This window comes from Paenarthrobacter sp. MSM-2-10-13, from assembly GCF_011605365.1.
In the GTDB taxonomy this organism is placed as follows: domain Bacteria; phylum Actinomycetota; class Actinomycetes; order Actinomycetales; family Micrococcaceae; genus Arthrobacter.
The window spans coordinates 269,907-285,719 of sequence record NZ_JAAOXO010000002.1 but is presented as its reverse complement, the minus strand read 5'-3'; the positions used below and the strand labels follow the sequence as shown (position 1 = coordinate 285,719).

Genomic DNA, 15,813 nt, shown 5'->3' with positions numbered 1-15,813 from the left:
CCATGATCAGTTCAGAAGCCATCAACGATTACCTCTCCAGGCTTGCCTCCCGCCAGCCCACCCCCGGTGGGGGCGCGGCCGCAGCCCTGCATGCCGCCCAAGGTGCCGCTTTGGTAGCCATGGTGGCCAGATACACCACCGGCGCAAAGTATGAGGAACACGCCGCTCTGGTCAACCGGATCACCAGCGCCGCCGACCACCTGATGGTGGAGTCCTTGCGCCTGGCGGACGCCGATGAGCACGCTTTCCAGTCCGTCATCGACTCCTACAAGCTCGCGTCAGACAGCGATGAACTTAAGGCAATAAAGTCTGCTGCCATCCAGGAAGCGCTGGTCCAGGCGGCCCACACTCCCGCGCAGTTGATCAACGTTGCCGGTGAAGTGGTGGACCTTGCCACCGAACTCTTTGATGTGGCCAACCCCAACGTCATCAGCGACGTCGCGGCTGCCGCGGACGCAGCACGCGCAGCTGCAACCACGGCCCGGGTCAACATCGACATCAACTTCGTGGCCATTAAACACGGCCAAGCCCGCTCCCGCCTGGCAGAACAGACGGACGGGATTGAGGAAAAGGTGGTGCTGGCGGCAGATGCCTTGGCGAAGCGCGTCCGCGAAAGGATCCTCTCATGACCGCAGTGCAAGGGAACACCGAAGTACTTTCCGGCAAGCCGCTCGCTGCCCTCATCCAGCAGCGGGCCCAGCAGGAGTCAACCCTCCTGGACGATGAGGGCCTCCACCCGGTGCTGGCTGTTGTTGTGGCAACGGACGATGAATCCACACACTGGTACGTTCGGTCCATTGAACGTGCAGCCGGGCGGGCAGGCATCGGCTGCAGGATAGTCGATCTTGGCCACGACGCCACCGAGCAGGTCATGGCCAACGTCCTTACGGACCTCAGCGCCGAACCCACCGTTCACGGCATCATCCTGCAGACTCCCCTGCCCGCTGCCGTGCGACCTGACCGGCTGGTGGGGCTCATCGCCCCGGATAAAGATATCGACGGCGCCAATCCCCTCAGTCTCGGTCGCTTGGCTGTGGGACAGCTCGCCTTCGCCCCCGCTACCGCCCGGGCAGTGGTGGAACTGCTGGACCACTTCCAGATCCCGGTAGCGGGACGGAACGTGGCCGTCGTCGGGCGTTCCGCCGTGGTGGGCAAGCCGCTGTCTTTGCTGCTCCTCGCGAAAGACGCGACCGTCACCGTCTGCCATTCCAAATCCGGGGCGCTGGAACACTACACCCGGCCCGCCGACGTCGTGGTTGTTGCTGCTGGGCGGACCGGGCTCTTGACCGGGAATCACGTCTCGGAGAAGACTGTGGTGATCGACGTCGGCACGAACGTCCTGGCCGACGGTTCCCTGGTGGGAGACGTTGACGAGGCCAGTGTCACCGGCGTGGCGGCCGGGCTGAGTCCGGTCCCGGGCGGGGTGGGATCAGTGACCACCGCGCTCCTGCTCCTGCACACTGTGGAAGCCGCCCGACAGCAGTCCCACAGCGGGTTGCTGGCCGCTTCCACTTCCCGGATCTGAAGGGGTTCCCATGCATTCCAAAGCTCCACGCGAGAACATTGACGAGTCAAAGCTGACCGTCACCAAACCCAAGACCAAGGCCGTAGGCATCCCCGCTGTTGCCAACGCCCTGAAAATTTCGCTGGAACAGATGGGACCGCTGCGAAGCGTTCAGACCCTTCTAGCTGTGAATCAGCTGGACGGGTTCGACTGCATGGGATGCGCCTGGCCCGAGCATGAAAAGCGTAATGCGGCAGAGTTCTGCGAGAACGGCGCCAAGGCAGTGGCTGAGGAAGGCACCCGCCGCCGCGTCACGCCGGAGTTCTTTGCCCACCATTCCGTTGCTGAGCTCAAAACCCGCGATGACTTCTGGCTGGGCCAGCAAGGCCGGATCACCCACCCGATGTTCCTCGATGAAGGCGCTACTCACTACAGGACCATTGACTGGGAAGATGCCTATGACCTCATGGCCGAAGAGTTGCGGGCCATGGAACACCCGGACGAAGCGGTTTTCTACACCTCCGGCCGGACCTCCAATGAAGCCGCGTTCGTGTACCAGCTCTTGGTTCGCGGCCTGGGCACCAACAATCTCCCGGACTGCTCCAACATGTGCCACGAATCCTCCGGCTCCGCACTGGTGGAAACCATTGGCATCGGCAAGGGTTCCGTCAGCCTGACGGACCTGGAGACGGCGTCACTGATCTTCGTCGCTGGACAGAACCCCGGCACCAACCACCCGCGCATGCTCAGCGCCTTGGAAAAGGCCAAGAAGAACGGCGCGATCATCGTGTCCGTCAACCCGCTTCCCGAAGCCGGGCTCCTGCACTTTGAAAACCCCCAGCACCTGGCCGGAATGATTCAAGGGACCCAGCTGACGGACGACTTCCTGCAGATCCGTGCCGGTGGAGACCAAGCCCTGTTCCAAGGACTGGGCAAATACCTTCTGGAGGCCGAAGCTGCGGGACGGAACACTCCGGGCCTGGACACCGTGCTGGATCACCACTTCATCAACAACCACACCGTGGGTCTCGATGACTACCTGCGCTACCTGGAGAAGGTGGAGTGGGATGACATTGTGGAGGCAACCGGCCTGACCCTGGAGCAGATCCATGCGACGGGTGAGCGCTTGCTCGCCTCCAGCGCCACCATCGTGTGCTGGGCCATGGGACTGACCCAGCACAAACATTCCGTCCCCACCCTCCGCGATGTGGTCAACGTTCTCCTGCTCCAAGGCAATATCGGCAAGCCCGGCGCCGGCGTGTGCCCCGTGCGCGGGCACTCGAACGTTCAAGGCGACCGCACCATGGGCATCTTCGAAAAGATGCCTCCGACGTTCCATGACCGGCTGGACCAGGAATTCGGGTTCCGCTCCCCCCGGGAGCATGGCTACGACACCGTGGCAGCCATCCGCGCCATGCGCGACGGGAAAGTCCGTTTCTTCATGGGGATGGGCGGCAACTTCGTGCGGGCCGCCCCCGATTCAGAGGTTACCGAGCAGGCCCTGGCCAACACTGGCCTGAGCGTGCAGATCTCCACCAAGCTGAATCACTCACACCTGTCCACGGGTCGGCGGGCTTTGATCCTGCCCACCCTCGGCCGCACCGAGAAGGACACGCAACGCACGGGCGACCAGCGGGTCACCGTGGAGGACTCCATGAGCGCCGTCCACGCCTCACGGGGACGCCTCAAACCTGCAAGCGACCACCTCCACTCGGAAGTGGCGATCGTCTGCAATCTCGCGGACAGGTTGTTTACGGACGGTCACGGGCACCTGCCCAACACGCCCCAGGCATCCTGGCTGGCCATGCGGGACGACTACACCCTGATCCGGAAGCACATTGAGGCCGTCTTCGATGGTTTTGAGGACTTTGAAGCACGCATCCAGCACCCCGGCGGCTTCGTGCTGCCACACCCACCGCGCGACGCCAGGAAGTTCCACACCGCATCCGGGAAAGCACACTTCACGGGCAACGAGCTGGAGTTCATCAAGATCCCGCCCGGCCGGCTGGTCCTGCAGACCCTGCGCTCACATGACCAGTACAACACCACCATCTATGGCAAGGACGACCGCTACCGCGGAATCCACGGTGGCCGTCGCGTGGTGCTCATCAACGCCGACGACATCACCGAGCTGGGATTCTCCGACGGCGACATGGTCCACCTGATTTCCGAGTTCCAAGGGACGGACCGGCGGGCCGAGAACTTCCGCATCGTGTCCTATTCGACGCCGAAAGGGTGCGCCGCCGCCTACTACCCGGAAACAAATGTCCTGGTGCCCTTGGATTCCGTGGCCGATACCAGTGGAACACCCACCTCGAAGTCGGTGATCATCCGGCTGGAGAAAGCGTAGATCCAGAGCAGATTTTCCACTTGTCAGTTTTTTACCCGTCCGGTGGGCCGTAATTGGTGCTTCGGTGCCTGAAACCTGGGGAGGTATTTCCTCATCGAAGCACCGTTTTCGGTCCATTGGGCAGCAATGTCAGTAACAGCCAAAGAATAGGGAGTGACCATGTCAGGAAACAGAGCAGTCGCCTACAAGGAACCCGGTGTCGTTGAGATCATCGACACTGACTACCCCACGTTTGAGCTCAAAGACGGACCAGGCGTCAACCCTGCCAACGTCGGAAGGAAAGTACCGCACGGCGCGATCCTCCGGACGGTGACCACCAACATCTGCGGTTCGGACCAGCACATGGTCCGCGGCCGCACCACGGCTCCGAAGGACCTGGTCCTCGGCCACGAAATCACCGGCGAGGTGGTGGAGGTGGGACCCGACGTCGAGTTCATCAAGGTAGGCGACATCGTCTCCGTGCCGTTCAACATCTCCTGTGGCCGCTGCCGGAACTGTAAGGAACAGAAGACCGGCATTTGCCTCAACGTCAACCCCGACCGCCCCGGCAGCGCCTACGGCTACGTTGACATGGGCGGATGGGTAGGCGGACAAGCAGAGTTCGTGCTGGTTCCCTACGCTGACTGGAACCTGCTGCGCTTCCCGGACCGCGATCAGGCCCTGGAAAAGATCATGGACTTGACCATGCTCTCGGACATTTTCCCCACCGGCTTCCACGGCGCGGTTACTGCCGGCGTGGGCGTAGGATCCACGGTTTACATCGCTGGTGCCGGGCCTGTGGGCCTTGCCGCCGCCGTCGGCGCCCAGTTGCTTGGCGCCGCCGTCGTGATTGTGGGCGACATGAACGAGGACCGGCTGGCGCAGGCGCGATCCTTCGGCTGCGAAACCGTCAACGTCTCCAACGGCGATCCCAAGGAGCAGATCGCACAGATCCTTGGAGTTCCGGAAGTGGATTGCGGCGTGGACGCTGTTGGTTTCGAAGCCCGCGGCCACGGCAAGGATGCCTCCCACGAGGCTCCGGCGACCGTGCTGAACTCCCTCATGGACATCACCGCCGCCGGCGGCTCCCTGGGCATCCCGGGCCTCTACGTCACTGGCGATCCGGGTGGAATCGACGAGGCAGCCAAGCACGGCTCCCTCTCACTGTCCCTCGGTACCGGCTGGGCAAAGTCCCTGTCCTTCACCACCGGCCAGTGCCCCGTCATGAAGTACAACCGCCAGCTGATGATGGCCATCCTCCATGACAAGGTCCAGATCGCCAAGGCCGTCAACGCCAAGGCCATCCCGCTCGAGGACGCTCCGCGCGGCTACGCCGAGTTCGACGCCGGATCGGCAACAAAGTTCGTGCTGAACCCCAACGGCTACGTGAAGGGTTAATACAGTACGCATCAACTGATACCGGGGACTGCGCGGCACGCATTACGGGAAGGCCGTGCAGTCCCCGGTATCTGCGTTGGAACAGCAGCACTACCCCAGGAAGCGAAGAACCATGCTCACCCAAGAAAGAGTCGCCCCCGGCACCACCATTGTCCGGCGGCATGCGCCTACCTGGGCCGAAGCGCGGCAGCTGTCCTACACATGCGCCACGCCGCTACCCTCCGTGGCAGTTACCCTCCGCGAAGCAATCGGCGGCACGCTCACCAGCCCCGTCACCGCGCCACGAAATCTCCCGCACTATGCCTCATCAGCCATGGACGGTTGGGCCATTAACGGCGGCGGCCCATGGAAGTTAACCACGCCGGGTGGGCCGCTCGCCGCAGGTCAAGCCAGCGTTATCGCCACCGGAGGGCTCGTCCCCGCAGGTGCCACGTCCATTCTGCGCAAGGAGAGCGGCCGCGTCTCCGGCGCCGGGCACCTCACCCTCAGGCCCAATTCAACGCCCGACGAAACACTCCCCGGCCGTCACATTCGTCCGGCCGGAGAAGAAGCCACCACCGGCGACGTCCTCATACCCGCCGGCACCCTCCTCAACCCGGCACACATCGCCCTGGCCGCTGTAGCAGGCCACGATTACGTCCGGATACAACGCAAGCCGAGGGTCGCCGTCGTACTTACCGGTTCCGAAGTAGTCACCTCAGGTGAGCCTGCACCGGGACAGGTCCGCGACGCCTTCGGTCCTCAATTGGATACTGTCATTTCGCAACTGGGCGGGGAGCCTCGCGGACAGCAAAGAATCGGCGACTCGTATGACGAGTGGATGGCGGCACTGAGCGGCGCTCCTGAAGGCTCAGTTCCCGACGCCGAACGGCCGGACGTCACGATTACCACCGGCGGAACAGGGAAATCCGGCACAGACCATTTCCGCGACGCCGTTGCGGCGCTGGGCGGCAGGCTCCTACTGGACGGGATAGCCATGCGCCCGGGACATCCGGCAGTGCTGGCGGAACTTCCTGATGGTCGGTTCATCATCGGGCTTCCGGGGAACCCGCTGGCGGCCATGATGGCGCTGATGACCCTTGGCGAACCCCTGCTGGCTGCGCTGGGAAACAGGCCCCTCACTGAAGCCAGCCCCATGACGTCCGGGGCTGACATTGAACCGGACCCACGGCGAACACGGCTAATTCCTTGCACCGTAGTTCATGACCTGGTGTTCCCGGCCTCCCACACGGGTCCGGGAATGATGCGTGGGCTTGCCTGGGCACATGGATACATGGCAGTGCCTCCTGAAGGCGTGGCAGCCGGAGCGCCCGTGCCGGTGCTGCCGCTGCCCTGGACTTAGCCGGTCGCTGCCCATGGTGTGAGTCGAGGCCCGTGGTGTGAATGGGTCCGTGGTCCGAGTCGAGGCCCGTGGAAAACTCCGTCTAGGATGAGGAAAGACGAGGGTGCAGGCCGAACATGGCTACCGGCTTACGGCGGCCTGCTTGGACAATGACACGAGGCACCATGGCCGCAAACAACAACCCGGACCCTGACAAGGACGTGGACGCCCCAAATGGCGGCGTGCAATCGGTGGACCGTGCGCTCCAGATCCTGGAAATCCTGGCCCGCGAAGGCGATGCCGGAGTGAGTGAAATCGCCGAGGAAATGGGCATCCACAAATCCACGGTGTCCCGGTTGGTGGGGTCCTTGGTCAGCCGTGAGATCGTCCGGCAGAACAGTGAACGCGGCAAGTATCAGCTGGGTTTCGGAATCCTCCGCCTCGCATCGTCCATTCCTGGCAGGCTCAGCGTGGTGCACGAGGCACGCCAGGTTTTGGAGTCGCTGGCCGCCGAATACAAGGAGACGGTCAACCTCGCCGTCCTGCGGTCAAACTACGCCGTCAACGTGGATCAGGCCATGGGGCCCTCAACGCTGGCCACGTACGACTGGGTGGGAAGCCTGACGCCGCTGCACGCCACCTCCAGCGGCAAAGTCCTTCTTGCGGCTTTGACCGCCGATGAACGAGCCCAGGTTTTCAAGGCAGTGGGCCTGCCCGCACGGACGCCTCGAACTGTCACAAACCGCGGCGAGCTGGAGAAGCAGCTGCTGGACGTGGCCCGGAACGGGTACGCCACAGTCCACGAAGAGTTCGAGATCGGCCTTACTGCCATTGCCGTGCCGATCTTCAACCACGCCGGCAGCGTCATAGCTGCCGTCAGCATTTCCGGGCCGTCGTTCCGCTTTTCTCCGGAGGAACAGCCCGGACTCATTGAGGGCCTTCGGGAGGCCGGACTGACCATCAGCGCCCGCATGGGTTACAGGTACCGCTAGCCCTTCGGCCATAACCTCACAACCGTCCGGGGTGACTGCCTACTGCGGCTCCTTCTTCGATGCGCAATTCGCAACGGAGCCCATGATACGCAACATATCTACTTCCAGCCAATTGATATATCAATCTGCTGTTAAAGAGCTAAAATCCCTTGACTTTGCATGTGACGGAGCGCACTCTGTTGCATAGCGCGGATGTTGTTGATTCCTGCGGAACACTCCGCGAAGCACCCCCCACCTCCCCATCCAATCCATTAACCAAGGCCCCGTAAGAAACGCAGCCTCATGACACGCCGAGCAAAGGACCCGCTCATGGCTATAAACAGTGACACAAAACCGCTGACACCCGAGGAATTACCTACCGACCCCGAAACCACCTTGGCCGCGCTCAACGCTGAGGACGGAGGCGCAGAGGCACTTCCTGATTCCGCAGAACACGAACAGATCATGGAGGAGCTGCGCCACGCCAAGACCGAGCAGGCTGTTGCAGCCCGCCGGAACCGCAAACTTACCCTGGACAAAGTCACCTTCGGGATCACGGGCGCCATCGCCGTCGCCTTCGTGATCTGGGGCTTTGTGGGACGCGACAGCCTCTCCGATACCTCCAAAGGTGCCCTGAACTGGGTCATGGAGTACACAGGCTGGCTCTTCATGGTCCTCGCCTCCTTGTTCGTCGTCTTCGTCCTGTGGCTCGCCCTGGGCAAGTTCGGCAACATCCCACTGGGCAAGGATGGTGAGAAGCCCGAGTTCCGAACCGTCTCCTGGGTGGCCATGATGTTCGCCGCCGGCATGGGAATCGGACTCATGTTCTATGGTGTGGCCGAGCCGCTCTACCACTACATTTCGCCACCGCCGGGAACAGTGGACGGCCGCACACCGGCCGCAATCCAGACTGCGATGGCCACATCCATCTTCCACTGGACCCTGCACCCCTGGGCCATGTACGCAGTAGTTGGCATCGCCATGGCTTACGGCACCTACCGGCTGGGACGCAAGCAACTGGTCTCCGCAGCCTTCACCTCACTCTTTGGCATTCGCATGGTGGAGGGCCCCCTGGGCAAGTTCATCAACATCCTGGCCATCTTCGCCACGCTCTTCGGTACCGCAGCCTCACTGGGCCTCGGTGCCCTGCAGATCGGCAGCGGCATGACCTCCAACGGCTGGCTGGGTGAAATCGGCACTCCCGTGCTGGTGGTCATCGTTGCCATCCTGACGTTCTGCTTTGTGGCATCAGCAGTATCCGGCATCAGCCGCGGCATCCAATGGCTGTCCAACATCAACATGGTGCTGGCGGTAGTCCTGGCCCTCATTGTGTTTGTTGCAGGCCCCACCCTGTTTATCCTCAACCTGATTCCCTCGGCCGTTGGTGACTATGCCCGCGATCTGGCTGAAATGTCCTCACGCACCGAAGCCGTGGGAGACGACTCCCTGCGCAGCTGGATGACCAGCTGGACCATCTTCTACTGGGCATGGTGGATCTCCTGGACGCCCTTCGTAGGAATGTTCATCGCCCGCATCAGCCGTGGACGCACCATCCGCCAGTTCGTCACCGGCGTGCTGCTGGTGCCCAGCGTAGTTAGCGTGATCTGGTTCGGTATCTTCGGCGGCGCTGCCTTCCACGTTCAGCAGGAAGCGGACAAGGCCGGCACTCCCGGGCTGGTGACCATGGTGGACGGCGCTCCCTCCATCAACTTCGACGGCGCTCTCTTCGACCTCGTGAAGAACCTGGGGATGCCTGGCTGGCTGACCGCAGCCGTGATCGTCCTGGCCATGGTCCTGGTGGCGATCTTCTTCGTCACCGGCGCAGACGCTGCCTCCATTGTGATGGGATCCCTTAGCTCCAACGGTGCTGAGCACCCGCGGCGCGGAGTGGTGATCTTCTGGGGAAGCCTCACCGGCGCCGTGGCAGCAGTCATGCTGCTTGCCGGCGGCGACAAACCCTCGGAAGCATTGTCAGGCCTTCAACGGGTGACCATTGTGGCTGCCCTGCCATTCATCATCGTCATGCTGCTGCTCTGTTTCGCGCTGGTCAAGGACCTTCGGCGCGACCCCCTGCAGTTGCACAAGCGCTTGGCCACCTCGGTGGTGGAACGGGCCATCCGGACAGGCGTCGAGCAGCACGGCGGCGTTCAGTTCGACCTCGTCACCAGGCACGAGTGCGCTGAAAAGTGCACTGAGACCGAATGCGTCGGAGGAACAGGCACAGGCACCATCCCCTTGGTTGGCAAACCCGAGCAAGACACCAACAGATAGTCCCCAACACAACAAAGCAGGCGCCGGATTCCGGCGCCTGCTTTGTTGTTGGTATTGCTTTGTTGCTTGTGTTGCTAAGCCCTATGGCTTATTTGGGCATCAGCACCGAGTCGATCAGGTAAACCGTGGCGTTGGCGGTCTTTACGCCACCGCAGATCACGTTGGAAGCTCCGTCAACCGTGAGGGCATCCTTGGTGCCGGCAACCGTCACTTCGCCACCCTGAACAGTCTTGTGGGTGCCGACGATCTGGTCCGGGCTCAGCTGACCGGGGACTACGTGGTAGGTGAGAATCTTGCTCAGCAGGGCATCGTCCGTCTTGAGCGTCTCGATTGTTGCGGGGTCGATCTTCGCGAAAGCATCGTCAACGGGTGCGAAGACCGTGAATTCGCTGCCATTCAGGGTGGAAACAAGATCAACCTTGGGGTTGAGCTTGCCGGAAACAGCGGAGGTCAGTGTCTTGAGGAGCGGGTTGTTCGACGCTGCCACGGCTACCGGATCCAAGGCCATGCCGGCTACCGAACCGGCACCGTCCGGAACCTGTGCGGCGTAGCCGGCGCAGCCAGGGCCCACCAGGTTAGCGGCCGGATCCATGGCTGCGCTGCTCATGGGGGAGGAGGACGGCGACGGTGCCGCCATGGAGGTTTCCGGAGCAGCAGAGGAAGCTGCCGGGGTGCTGGTGGTGCTTGAACCACCACAGGCAGTAAGTCCGAGAAGGGCGGCTGCAGTGAGGCCAACGAAGGCGAGGGCGGGGCGCTTTGTGGACAACATGTCATTCTCCTTGTTTTTGGAACCAGGGCGTTGGATCCATTGGTTGGTGGGACGCGGGTTGCAGGTGCTGCTTTTGCTTCACCTGCGGTTTGTGTCTCACCAGCTATTCGGAGGGTGGGACGGGGTGGATGGGTCCGGATTGAAAAAGTTTTGAAATTTGTTCGGATAGGCAGAACGCAGGCCCACCGCAGGTGACAGGATGGTCCGCATGGCTATCGAGGTTCGCCCGGCAACGGTGTTCGATGACGTGAAGACGATGGTGGGGCCCAAGAGCCCCGATTCCAACGTGTGCTGGTGCCTGAGCTACAGGATCCCGTCGAAACTGAACCAGGAGCTCCAGAAACAGGAGCGCGGGAAGTTCGTGAAGAAGCTGGTGGCCGAGGATCCTCCTCCCGGCGTTTTGGCGTACGACGGCGACCAAGTAGTGGGGTGGGCAGCGGTCCACCCTCGCGCGGACACCACTTTCGCGAAGAACCGAAAGATCCCCCACGTGGACGAAACCAACGTGTGGTCGGTGTGGTGCATTCGGGTGCGCCCCGGACATCGAGGCAGAGGGATCTCTCACGAGCTGCTTCGCGGGGCAATCGACTTCGCCAAGAGCCACGGAGCGCCCGCCATTGAGGGTTATCCCGTGGATAACAAGGGCTCCAAAGTGGACCTGACCATGGCCTACGTGGGCACCCGCAGATTATTCGAGAAGGCTGGCTTCAAGAAGGTGACCGAGACGACGTCGGTCCTTAATGGCTTCCCACGAGTCCTGATGCGCCTGGACCTCACCCAACCCACCCCAACCAGGTAGCAGCACAGCGCGTTTTGAGCGCTCAAAACGCGCACAAATGCGACTCAGTTGGGTGCGGTGGCCTGCAACCGCGCGCTCATTCGGTGTGCTTCCTCGAGCAGCAGCTTGCCAAGGAAATCCTGGCGGTCCGGGCGGAACCTGGGTTCGATTCCCGTCAAGGACAGAGCCCACGCCGGCCGTCCCTGCTGGTCGAATACGGCAGCACCCATGCCCCAGCTACCTTCAAGGATTAGCCCGGGATTGACGGAGTAACCGGTCAGTCGGGTCCGTTCGAGATTTTCCCGCACTACATCTGCAGGATGTCCCACGGCGAACTCCCCGGCATGCGCTGGCCAGTCCCCCAATAGGAGTTCCTGCTCATCGGGAGGCAGGAAAGCCATGATCGCCATCCCCGCTGACGCCACTCCCAACGGAAAGCGCACGCCTTCGTGCAGCACGAAGGACCGTACCGGGAAAGAACCTTCCTCGCGCAGCACGCACACTGTTTCATTTCCACGTCGAATGGAAAAGAAGGCACTCTCCCCTGTCTCGGCAGCCAGCCGGCGCAGCGACGGCCGAGCAATGTCCTCCATGGGGAAACGCGCAGCAGCCACCGAACCCAGCAGAAAGATCTCCGGCCCCAGAACCCACTTTCCAGAGCCCGAGTCGTGTTCCAGCAATCCCCCAGCAGCCAGCGACGTCAGCAGCCGGTGCACTGTTGGCCGGGTCAACCCGGACTCACGTACCAAGCCAGCCAATGACGTGCCTTCGGGCTTCCGTCCCACCAGCCGCAGCAGCAGGGCTACCCGACCCACCACCTGCGCTCCCTGAACCACCATGAGACCCCCTCAAGAAGAAAACATCCACAATATGGACAGCTTTCAGTGTACCGTCCACACCCTGAGTCTCCTTCCGCAGTGACGATTGACCGTCCTGCCCGGCAAAACTAGGCTCCTTCTCAAGAGACAGCACAGTCCACAAAGTGGATCACCTGAAAAGAACTCAAAGAGGAGCCCAGCATGGCCAAGATCCAATCAAGCGCAGCCCAAGCGCTCCATGACCTGATGGCAGACGGCCTGACCATCGCCGTCGGAGGTTTTGGCTTGAGCGGCATCCCCGCCGACCTGATCGACGCCGTCCGCGAGTCGGGCGCCAAGGACCTCACCATCGTCTCGAACAACATGGGTGTGGATGGCAAGGGCCTGGGCGTGCTGATCGAGGCGGGCCAGGTCCGCAAAGTCATTGCTTCCTACGTGGGCGAGAACAAGCTCTTCGCTGAGCAATACCTGGCTGGCCAACTCGAAGTCGAGTTCACCCCGCAGGGCACACTGGCCGAACGCCTCCGCGCCGGCGGCGCGGGTATCCCGGCCTTCTACACGCGCACCGGCGTGGGCACCTTGGTTGCCGAAGACAAGCCGCTGGAAGAGTTCGACGGCGTAACTTACGTCCGCGAGCGCGCCATCACCGCCGACGTCGCGCTGGTTCATGCGCACACCGCGGACACGGACGGGAACCTGATCTACCGCTACACGGCGCGGAACTTCAACCCGGTGGTGGCCACGGCAGGCACAGTGACCATCGCCGAGGCGGAGGTCATTGTGCAGCCGGGCGAGCTGGACCCTAACCACATCGTCACCCCGGGCGTCTACGTCCAGCGGCTTGTCCAGGCAACCAACCGGGTCAAGGACATCGAGCAGCGAACCGTCCGCCAACGCCCGGAAGCACAGCGCGCTGAAGCACTGACGGTCTAAAGCAAAGGAGCACATCACCATGGCATGGACACGTGACCAGATGGCCGCCATCGCGGCCGAAGAATTGAACGACGGCGACTACGTCAACCTCGGTATCGGCATCCCCACTCTGGTGGCCAACAACCTGCCCCACGGCGTGCGGGTGGTCCTCCAGAGCGAAAACGGCTTGCTTGGAATGGGCCCCTTTCCCTATGAGGGCGAAGAAGACGCGGACCTCATCAACGCCGGCAAGCAGACCGTCACCATCACCCCCGGCGGCAGCATTTTCGATTCTGCTACCTCGTTCGGCATGATCCGCGGCGGGCACGTGAAGGTGGCCATCCTGGGCGCCATGCAGGTGTCCGGCAGCGGCGACCTTGCCAACTGGACCATCCCCGGCAAGATGGTCAAGGGTATGGGCGGCGCCATGGATTTGGTGGCCGGGACACCGCGCGTCGTGGTCCTCACCGAGCACAATGCCAAGGACGGCACGGCCAAGATCGTCACCGAATGCACGCTGCCCCTCACGGGACTCAAGTGCGTGGACAGGATCATCACGGACCTGGCCGTTTTCGACATCGTGCCTGACGCTGAAACGCACGACGGCGGCACGCGCCTGCTGCTGACACGCCTGGCACCGGGCGTCACGGTGGAAGAAATCCGTAGCAAGACCGAGGCTGAGTTTGCGGTGGCGCTTGCCTCTAAAGAACCCACCCCTGAGGAACACACGCTTGAAGGAGCCAACGCATGAGCCTGAAAGACCAGTTCGGCAAAGACATCCTGCTCACCGGTTGGGGGCACAGCAAGTTCGGGAAACTGAGCGATGAGACATTGGAGTCGCTGATCGTCCAGGTTGCCGGCGAAGCCATCAGCAACTCCGGCCTGGACCCCAAGGACATCGACGAGATCTACCTTGGACAGTTCAACTCGGGCATGCAGCCTCTGGGATTCACGTCGTCGCTGGCACTCCAGTTGTCTGCGGACCTGGCCAACGTCCCCGCAACGCGCACTGAGAATGCTTGCGCCTCCGGATCGGCCGCGTTCCAGCAGGGCGTCAAGGCCGTCCTCGCCGGAACTGCCCGGAACGTCCTGGTGATCGGGGCCGAGAAAATGACCGACGCTGGCGCGGACGTCGTGGGAGCAGCCCTCCTCGGTGCTTCGTACGAGATGGCCGGCAAAGCGTCCTCCACCGGGTTCACGGGCCTGTTCGCGGAGGTGGCCAAGCACTACGGCAAGCGTTACGGCGCTGGAATCAGCGGCCCGGGTTTTGAGAACGGCCTCAGCGATGTCCTTGGCTCCATCGCCGCCAAGAACCACCACAACGGCATGGACAACCCGTACGCCCAGATGCACCGGGACTTCGGCGTGGAGTTCTGCCGCACCGTCTCTGAGAAGAATCCCATGGTGGCCGAGCCCCTGCGCCGCACTGACTGTTCGCCGGTCTCGGACGGTGCTGCCGCCGTCGTGCTTTCCACGTCCGCTACCGGCGGCGCAACTGCACCTGTGCGTCTTGCTGGTTTCGGTCATGCCAACGACTTTTTCCCGGCGGAGAAGCGCGACCCCACCGAGTTCGCCGCCACCCGAGCCTCGTGGGAGCGCGCCTTCACCATGGCGGGCGTGGGCATTGAGGATCTGGACTTCGCCGAGGTGCACGACTGCTTCACCATCGCCGAGCTCATTATGTACGAGGCCATGGGTCTCACTCCGCGCGGCGAGGGCGCGCGTGCCATCCAGGAAGGCTGGGTTTATAAGGACGGCAAGCTTCCCGTCAACGTCTCCGGCGGACTCAAGGCGAAGGGGCATCCAGTGGGCGCGACGGGCGTGTCGCAGCACGTTATTGCCGCGATGCAGCTCAGCGGGACCGCGGGCGACATGCAACTAGCGAACGCCCGCCGCGGAGCTGTGCAGAACATGGGCGGCGTGGGCATCGCCAACTACGTGAGCGTGCTGGAAGCGCTGTAGCTAGCGCGCCCGGATCAGCGCCGCGATCTCCGTGAATCCGAGCCGCTCTGCGTTCTGCAGGGCGGTTCGGCCTTGGGGGTCGCGGATGTCCGGGTTGGCTCCGGCTGCCAGGAGTTGCCGGACCACGTCCTGCTGATTCGGACCGCCATTGTTGAGCAGGATGGCTTCCTGCATGGCGGTCCAGCCCAGGTTGTTGACGTGGTCCACGGGGACACCCGCCGCGATCAGGATCCGCACGGTGTCCGTGTGCCCATGCTCGCTCGCCGGGATCAGGGCCGTGCCGCCGTACCTGTTGATGCTGCGAACGTCCGCTCCCGCAGCCAGCGTCAGTTGCAGGACCTCGTTGAAGCCCTCAGCACCGGCATAGAGGAACGCGGAGTCCTGGATGTCGTCCTTGGCGTTGACGTTGCCGCCAGCCGCGATCAGTTCGCGCACCCTCGCAGCGTCGTTGGCTTTCGCGGCAAGGATCAGGAGTCGGTCAGTTTCCAGTTGGGCCTCCGGTGACAGTTTGGGCGGCGCTGAGACTTTGGACGGTACAGCAGCCGACGACGACGGGACGGGACTTACGCTCGACGGCGCGGCTTGGGTGGGGACTGATTGAGTCGGCACCGGGCTGGAAGGCGCGGCCGGGCTGGAAGGCGGGGACGCCGCCGTCGTACATCCGGACAGCAGCCCGAGCACCAGCACGCCTGCCCCCACCACCCGCGTTTTTGTACAGATAACGCCCCTAAAACGCTCCCATAAGGGCATCATCTGTACAAAAACTTCAAGGGGGTTCAT

General features: G+C 62.8%; 14 protein-coding genes. 11 read left to right on the top strand and 3 right to left on the bottom strand.

All coding sequences use genetic code 11. The annotated features are described in order from the left end of the window. The first annotated feature begins 2 nt into the window (after positions 1-2). The 7 genes from HAV21_RS07160 to HAV21_RS07130 all read left to right on the top strand — a co-directional run bounded on the left by HAV21_RS07160 (position 3) and on the right by HAV21_RS07130 (position 9,794). A complete protein-coding gene (locus HAV21_RS07160; protein ID WP_166841190.1) occupies positions 3-629 on the top strand; it encodes a cyclodeaminase/cyclohydrolase family protein in 627 nt (208 codons plus the stop codon). Then, a complete protein-coding gene (locus tag HAV21_RS07155) occupies positions 626-1,525 on the top strand; it encodes a bifunctional 5,10-methylenetetrahydrofolate dehydrogenase/5,10-methenyltetrahydrofolate cyclohydrolase (RefSeq protein ID WP_166841189.1) in 900 nt (299 codons plus the stop codon). The genes HAV21_RS07160 and HAV21_RS07155 overlap by 4 nt, the downstream gene beginning before the upstream one ends. A 10-nt stretch (positions 1,526-1,535) precedes the next feature. Continuing rightward, positions 1,536-3,854 (top strand): FdhF/YdeP family oxidoreductase, encoded by a 2,319-nt coding sequence (locus HAV21_RS07150; RefSeq protein ID WP_166841188.1) that lies wholly within the window; start codon positions 1,536-1,538, stop codon positions 3,852-3,854. A gap of 159 nt (positions 3,855-4,013) precedes the next feature. Next, positions 4,014-5,231 (top strand): formaldehyde dehydrogenase, glutathione-independent, encoded by a 1,218-nt coding sequence (fdhA, locus tag HAV21_RS07145; RefSeq protein WP_166841187.1) that lies wholly within the window; start codon positions 4,014-4,016, stop codon positions 5,229-5,231. A 112-nt stretch (positions 5,232-5,343) separates the two neighbouring features. Next, the gene (locus HAV21_RS07140) at positions 5,344-6,573 is read left to right on the top strand and encodes a molybdopterin molybdotransferase MoeA (RefSeq protein ID WP_166841186.1); all 1,230 of its coding nucleotides are present in this window, start codon (positions 5,344-5,346) and stop codon (positions 6,571-6,573) included. A 164-nt stretch (positions 6,574-6,737) separates the two neighbouring features. Then, a complete protein-coding gene (locus HAV21_RS07135) occupies positions 6,738-7,544 on the top strand; it encodes an IclR family transcriptional regulator (protein ID WP_166841185.1) in 807 nt (268 codons plus the stop codon). Positions 7,545-7,853: 309 nt separating this feature from the next. Then, positions 7,854-9,794: a BCCT family transporter gene (locus HAV21_RS07130; RefSeq protein ID WP_243753160.1), complete on the top strand. Its 1,941-nt coding sequence runs from the start codon at positions 7,854-7,856 to the stop codon at positions 9,792-9,794. Between the two features lie 88 nt (positions 9,795-9,882). On the opposite strand, the gene HAV21_RS07125 is transcribed toward HAV21_RS07130, so the two are convergent. Beyond that, positions 9,883-10,563: a fasciclin domain-containing protein gene (locus HAV21_RS07125; RefSeq protein WP_142936905.1), complete on the bottom strand. Its 681-nt coding sequence runs from the start codon at positions 10,561-10,563 to the stop codon at positions 9,883-9,885. Positions 10,564-10,771: 208 nt separating this feature from the next. On the opposite strand from HAV21_RS07125, the gene HAV21_RS07120 reads away from it, so the two are divergent. Then, positions 10,772-11,362, top strand: a complete 591-nt coding sequence (locus HAV21_RS07120; protein WP_142936906.1) for a GNAT family N-acetyltransferase — start codon at positions 10,772-10,774, stop codon at positions 11,360-11,362. A 44-nt stretch (positions 11,363-11,406) separates the two neighbouring features. Here the strand turns inward: HAV21_RS07120 and HAV21_RS07115 are convergent, their stop codons facing one another. Next, positions 11,407-12,180 (bottom strand): IclR family transcriptional regulator, encoded by a 774-nt coding sequence (locus HAV21_RS07115; protein WP_208096371.1) that lies wholly within the window; start codon positions 12,178-12,180, stop codon positions 11,407-11,409. A gap of 180 nt (positions 12,181-12,360) precedes the next feature. Here HAV21_RS07115 and HAV21_RS07110 point away from each other — a divergent pair, with 180 nt between their 5' ends. The 3 genes from HAV21_RS07110 to HAV21_RS07100 are packed head-to-tail and all read left to right on the top strand — an operon-like array spanning position 12,361 to position 15,033. Next, a complete protein-coding gene (locus HAV21_RS07110) occupies positions 12,361-13,092 on the top strand; it encodes a CoA transferase subunit A (RefSeq protein ID WP_142936907.1) in 732 nt (243 codons plus the stop codon). 19 nt (positions 13,093-13,111) lie between these two features. Further along, positions 13,112-13,822 (top strand): CoA transferase subunit B, encoded by a 711-nt coding sequence (locus HAV21_RS07105; RefSeq protein ID WP_166841183.1) that lies wholly within the window; start codon positions 13,112-13,114, stop codon positions 13,820-13,822. Further along, positions 13,819-15,033 carry an acetyl-CoA acetyltransferase gene (locus HAV21_RS07100; RefSeq protein WP_166841182.1) on the top strand — a complete coding sequence of 405 codons (1,215 nt, stop codon included), beginning with the start codon at positions 13,819-13,821 and terminating at the stop codon, positions 15,031-15,033. Before HAV21_RS07105 ends, HAV21_RS07100 begins: the two co-directional genes overlap by 4 nt. Here the strand turns inward: HAV21_RS07100 and HAV21_RS07095 are convergent, their stop codons facing one another. Continuing rightward, the gene (locus tag HAV21_RS07095; protein ID WP_243753159.1) at positions 15,034-15,813 is read right to left on the bottom strand and encodes an ankyrin repeat domain-containing protein; all 780 of its coding nucleotides are present in this window, start codon (positions 15,811-15,813) and stop codon (positions 15,034-15,036) included.

Bases quoted from the DNA above. Each gene is read 5' to 3' on its own strand.
- HAV21_RS07160 (WP_166841190.1), top strand. From the start codon at position 3: ATGATCAGTTCAGAAGCCATCAACGATTACCTCTCCAGGCTTGCCTCC.
- HAV21_RS07155 (WP_166841189.1), top strand. From the start codon at position 626: ATGACCGCAGTGCAAGGGAACACCGAAGTACTTTCCGGCAAGCCGCTC.
- HAV21_RS07150 (WP_166841188.1), top strand. From the start codon at position 1,536: ATGCATTCCAAAGCTCCACGCGAGAACATTGACGAGTCAAAGCTGACC.
- fdhA (WP_166841187.1), top strand. From the start codon at position 4,014: ATGTCAGGAAACAGAGCAGTCGCCTACAAGGAACCCGGTGTCGTTGAG.
- HAV21_RS07140 (WP_166841186.1), top strand. From the start codon at position 5,344: ATGCTCACCCAAGAAAGAGTCGCCCCCGGCACCACCATTGTCCGGCGG.
- HAV21_RS07135 (WP_166841185.1), top strand. From the start codon at position 6,738: ATGGCCGCAAACAACAACCCGGACCCTGACAAGGACGTGGACGCCCCA.
- HAV21_RS07130 (WP_243753160.1), top strand. From the start codon at position 7,854: ATGGCTATAAACAGTGACACAAAACCGCTGACACCCGAGGAATTACCT.
- HAV21_RS07125 (WP_142936905.1), bottom strand. From the start codon at position 10,563: ATGTTGTCCACAAAGCGCCCCGCCCTCGCCTTCGTTGGCCTCACTGCA.
- HAV21_RS07120 (WP_142936906.1), top strand. From the start codon at position 10,772: ATGGCTATCGAGGTTCGCCCGGCAACGGTGTTCGATGACGTGAAGACG.
- HAV21_RS07115 (WP_208096371.1), bottom strand. From the start codon at position 12,180: ATGGTGGTTCAGGGAGCGCAGGTGGTGGGTCGGGTAGCCCTGCTGCTG.
- HAV21_RS07110 (WP_142936907.1), top strand. From the start codon at position 12,361: ATGGCCAAGATCCAATCAAGCGCAGCCCAAGCGCTCCATGACCTGATG.
- HAV21_RS07105 (WP_166841183.1), top strand. From the start codon at position 13,112: ATGGCATGGACACGTGACCAGATGGCCGCCATCGCGGCCGAAGAATTG.
- HAV21_RS07100 (WP_166841182.1), top strand. From the start codon at position 13,819: ATGAGCCTGAAAGACCAGTTCGGCAAAGACATCCTGCTCACCGGTTGG.
- HAV21_RS07095 (WP_243753159.1), bottom strand. From the start codon at position 15,813: ATGAACCCCCTTGAAGTTTTTGTACAGATGATGCCCTTATGGGAGCGT.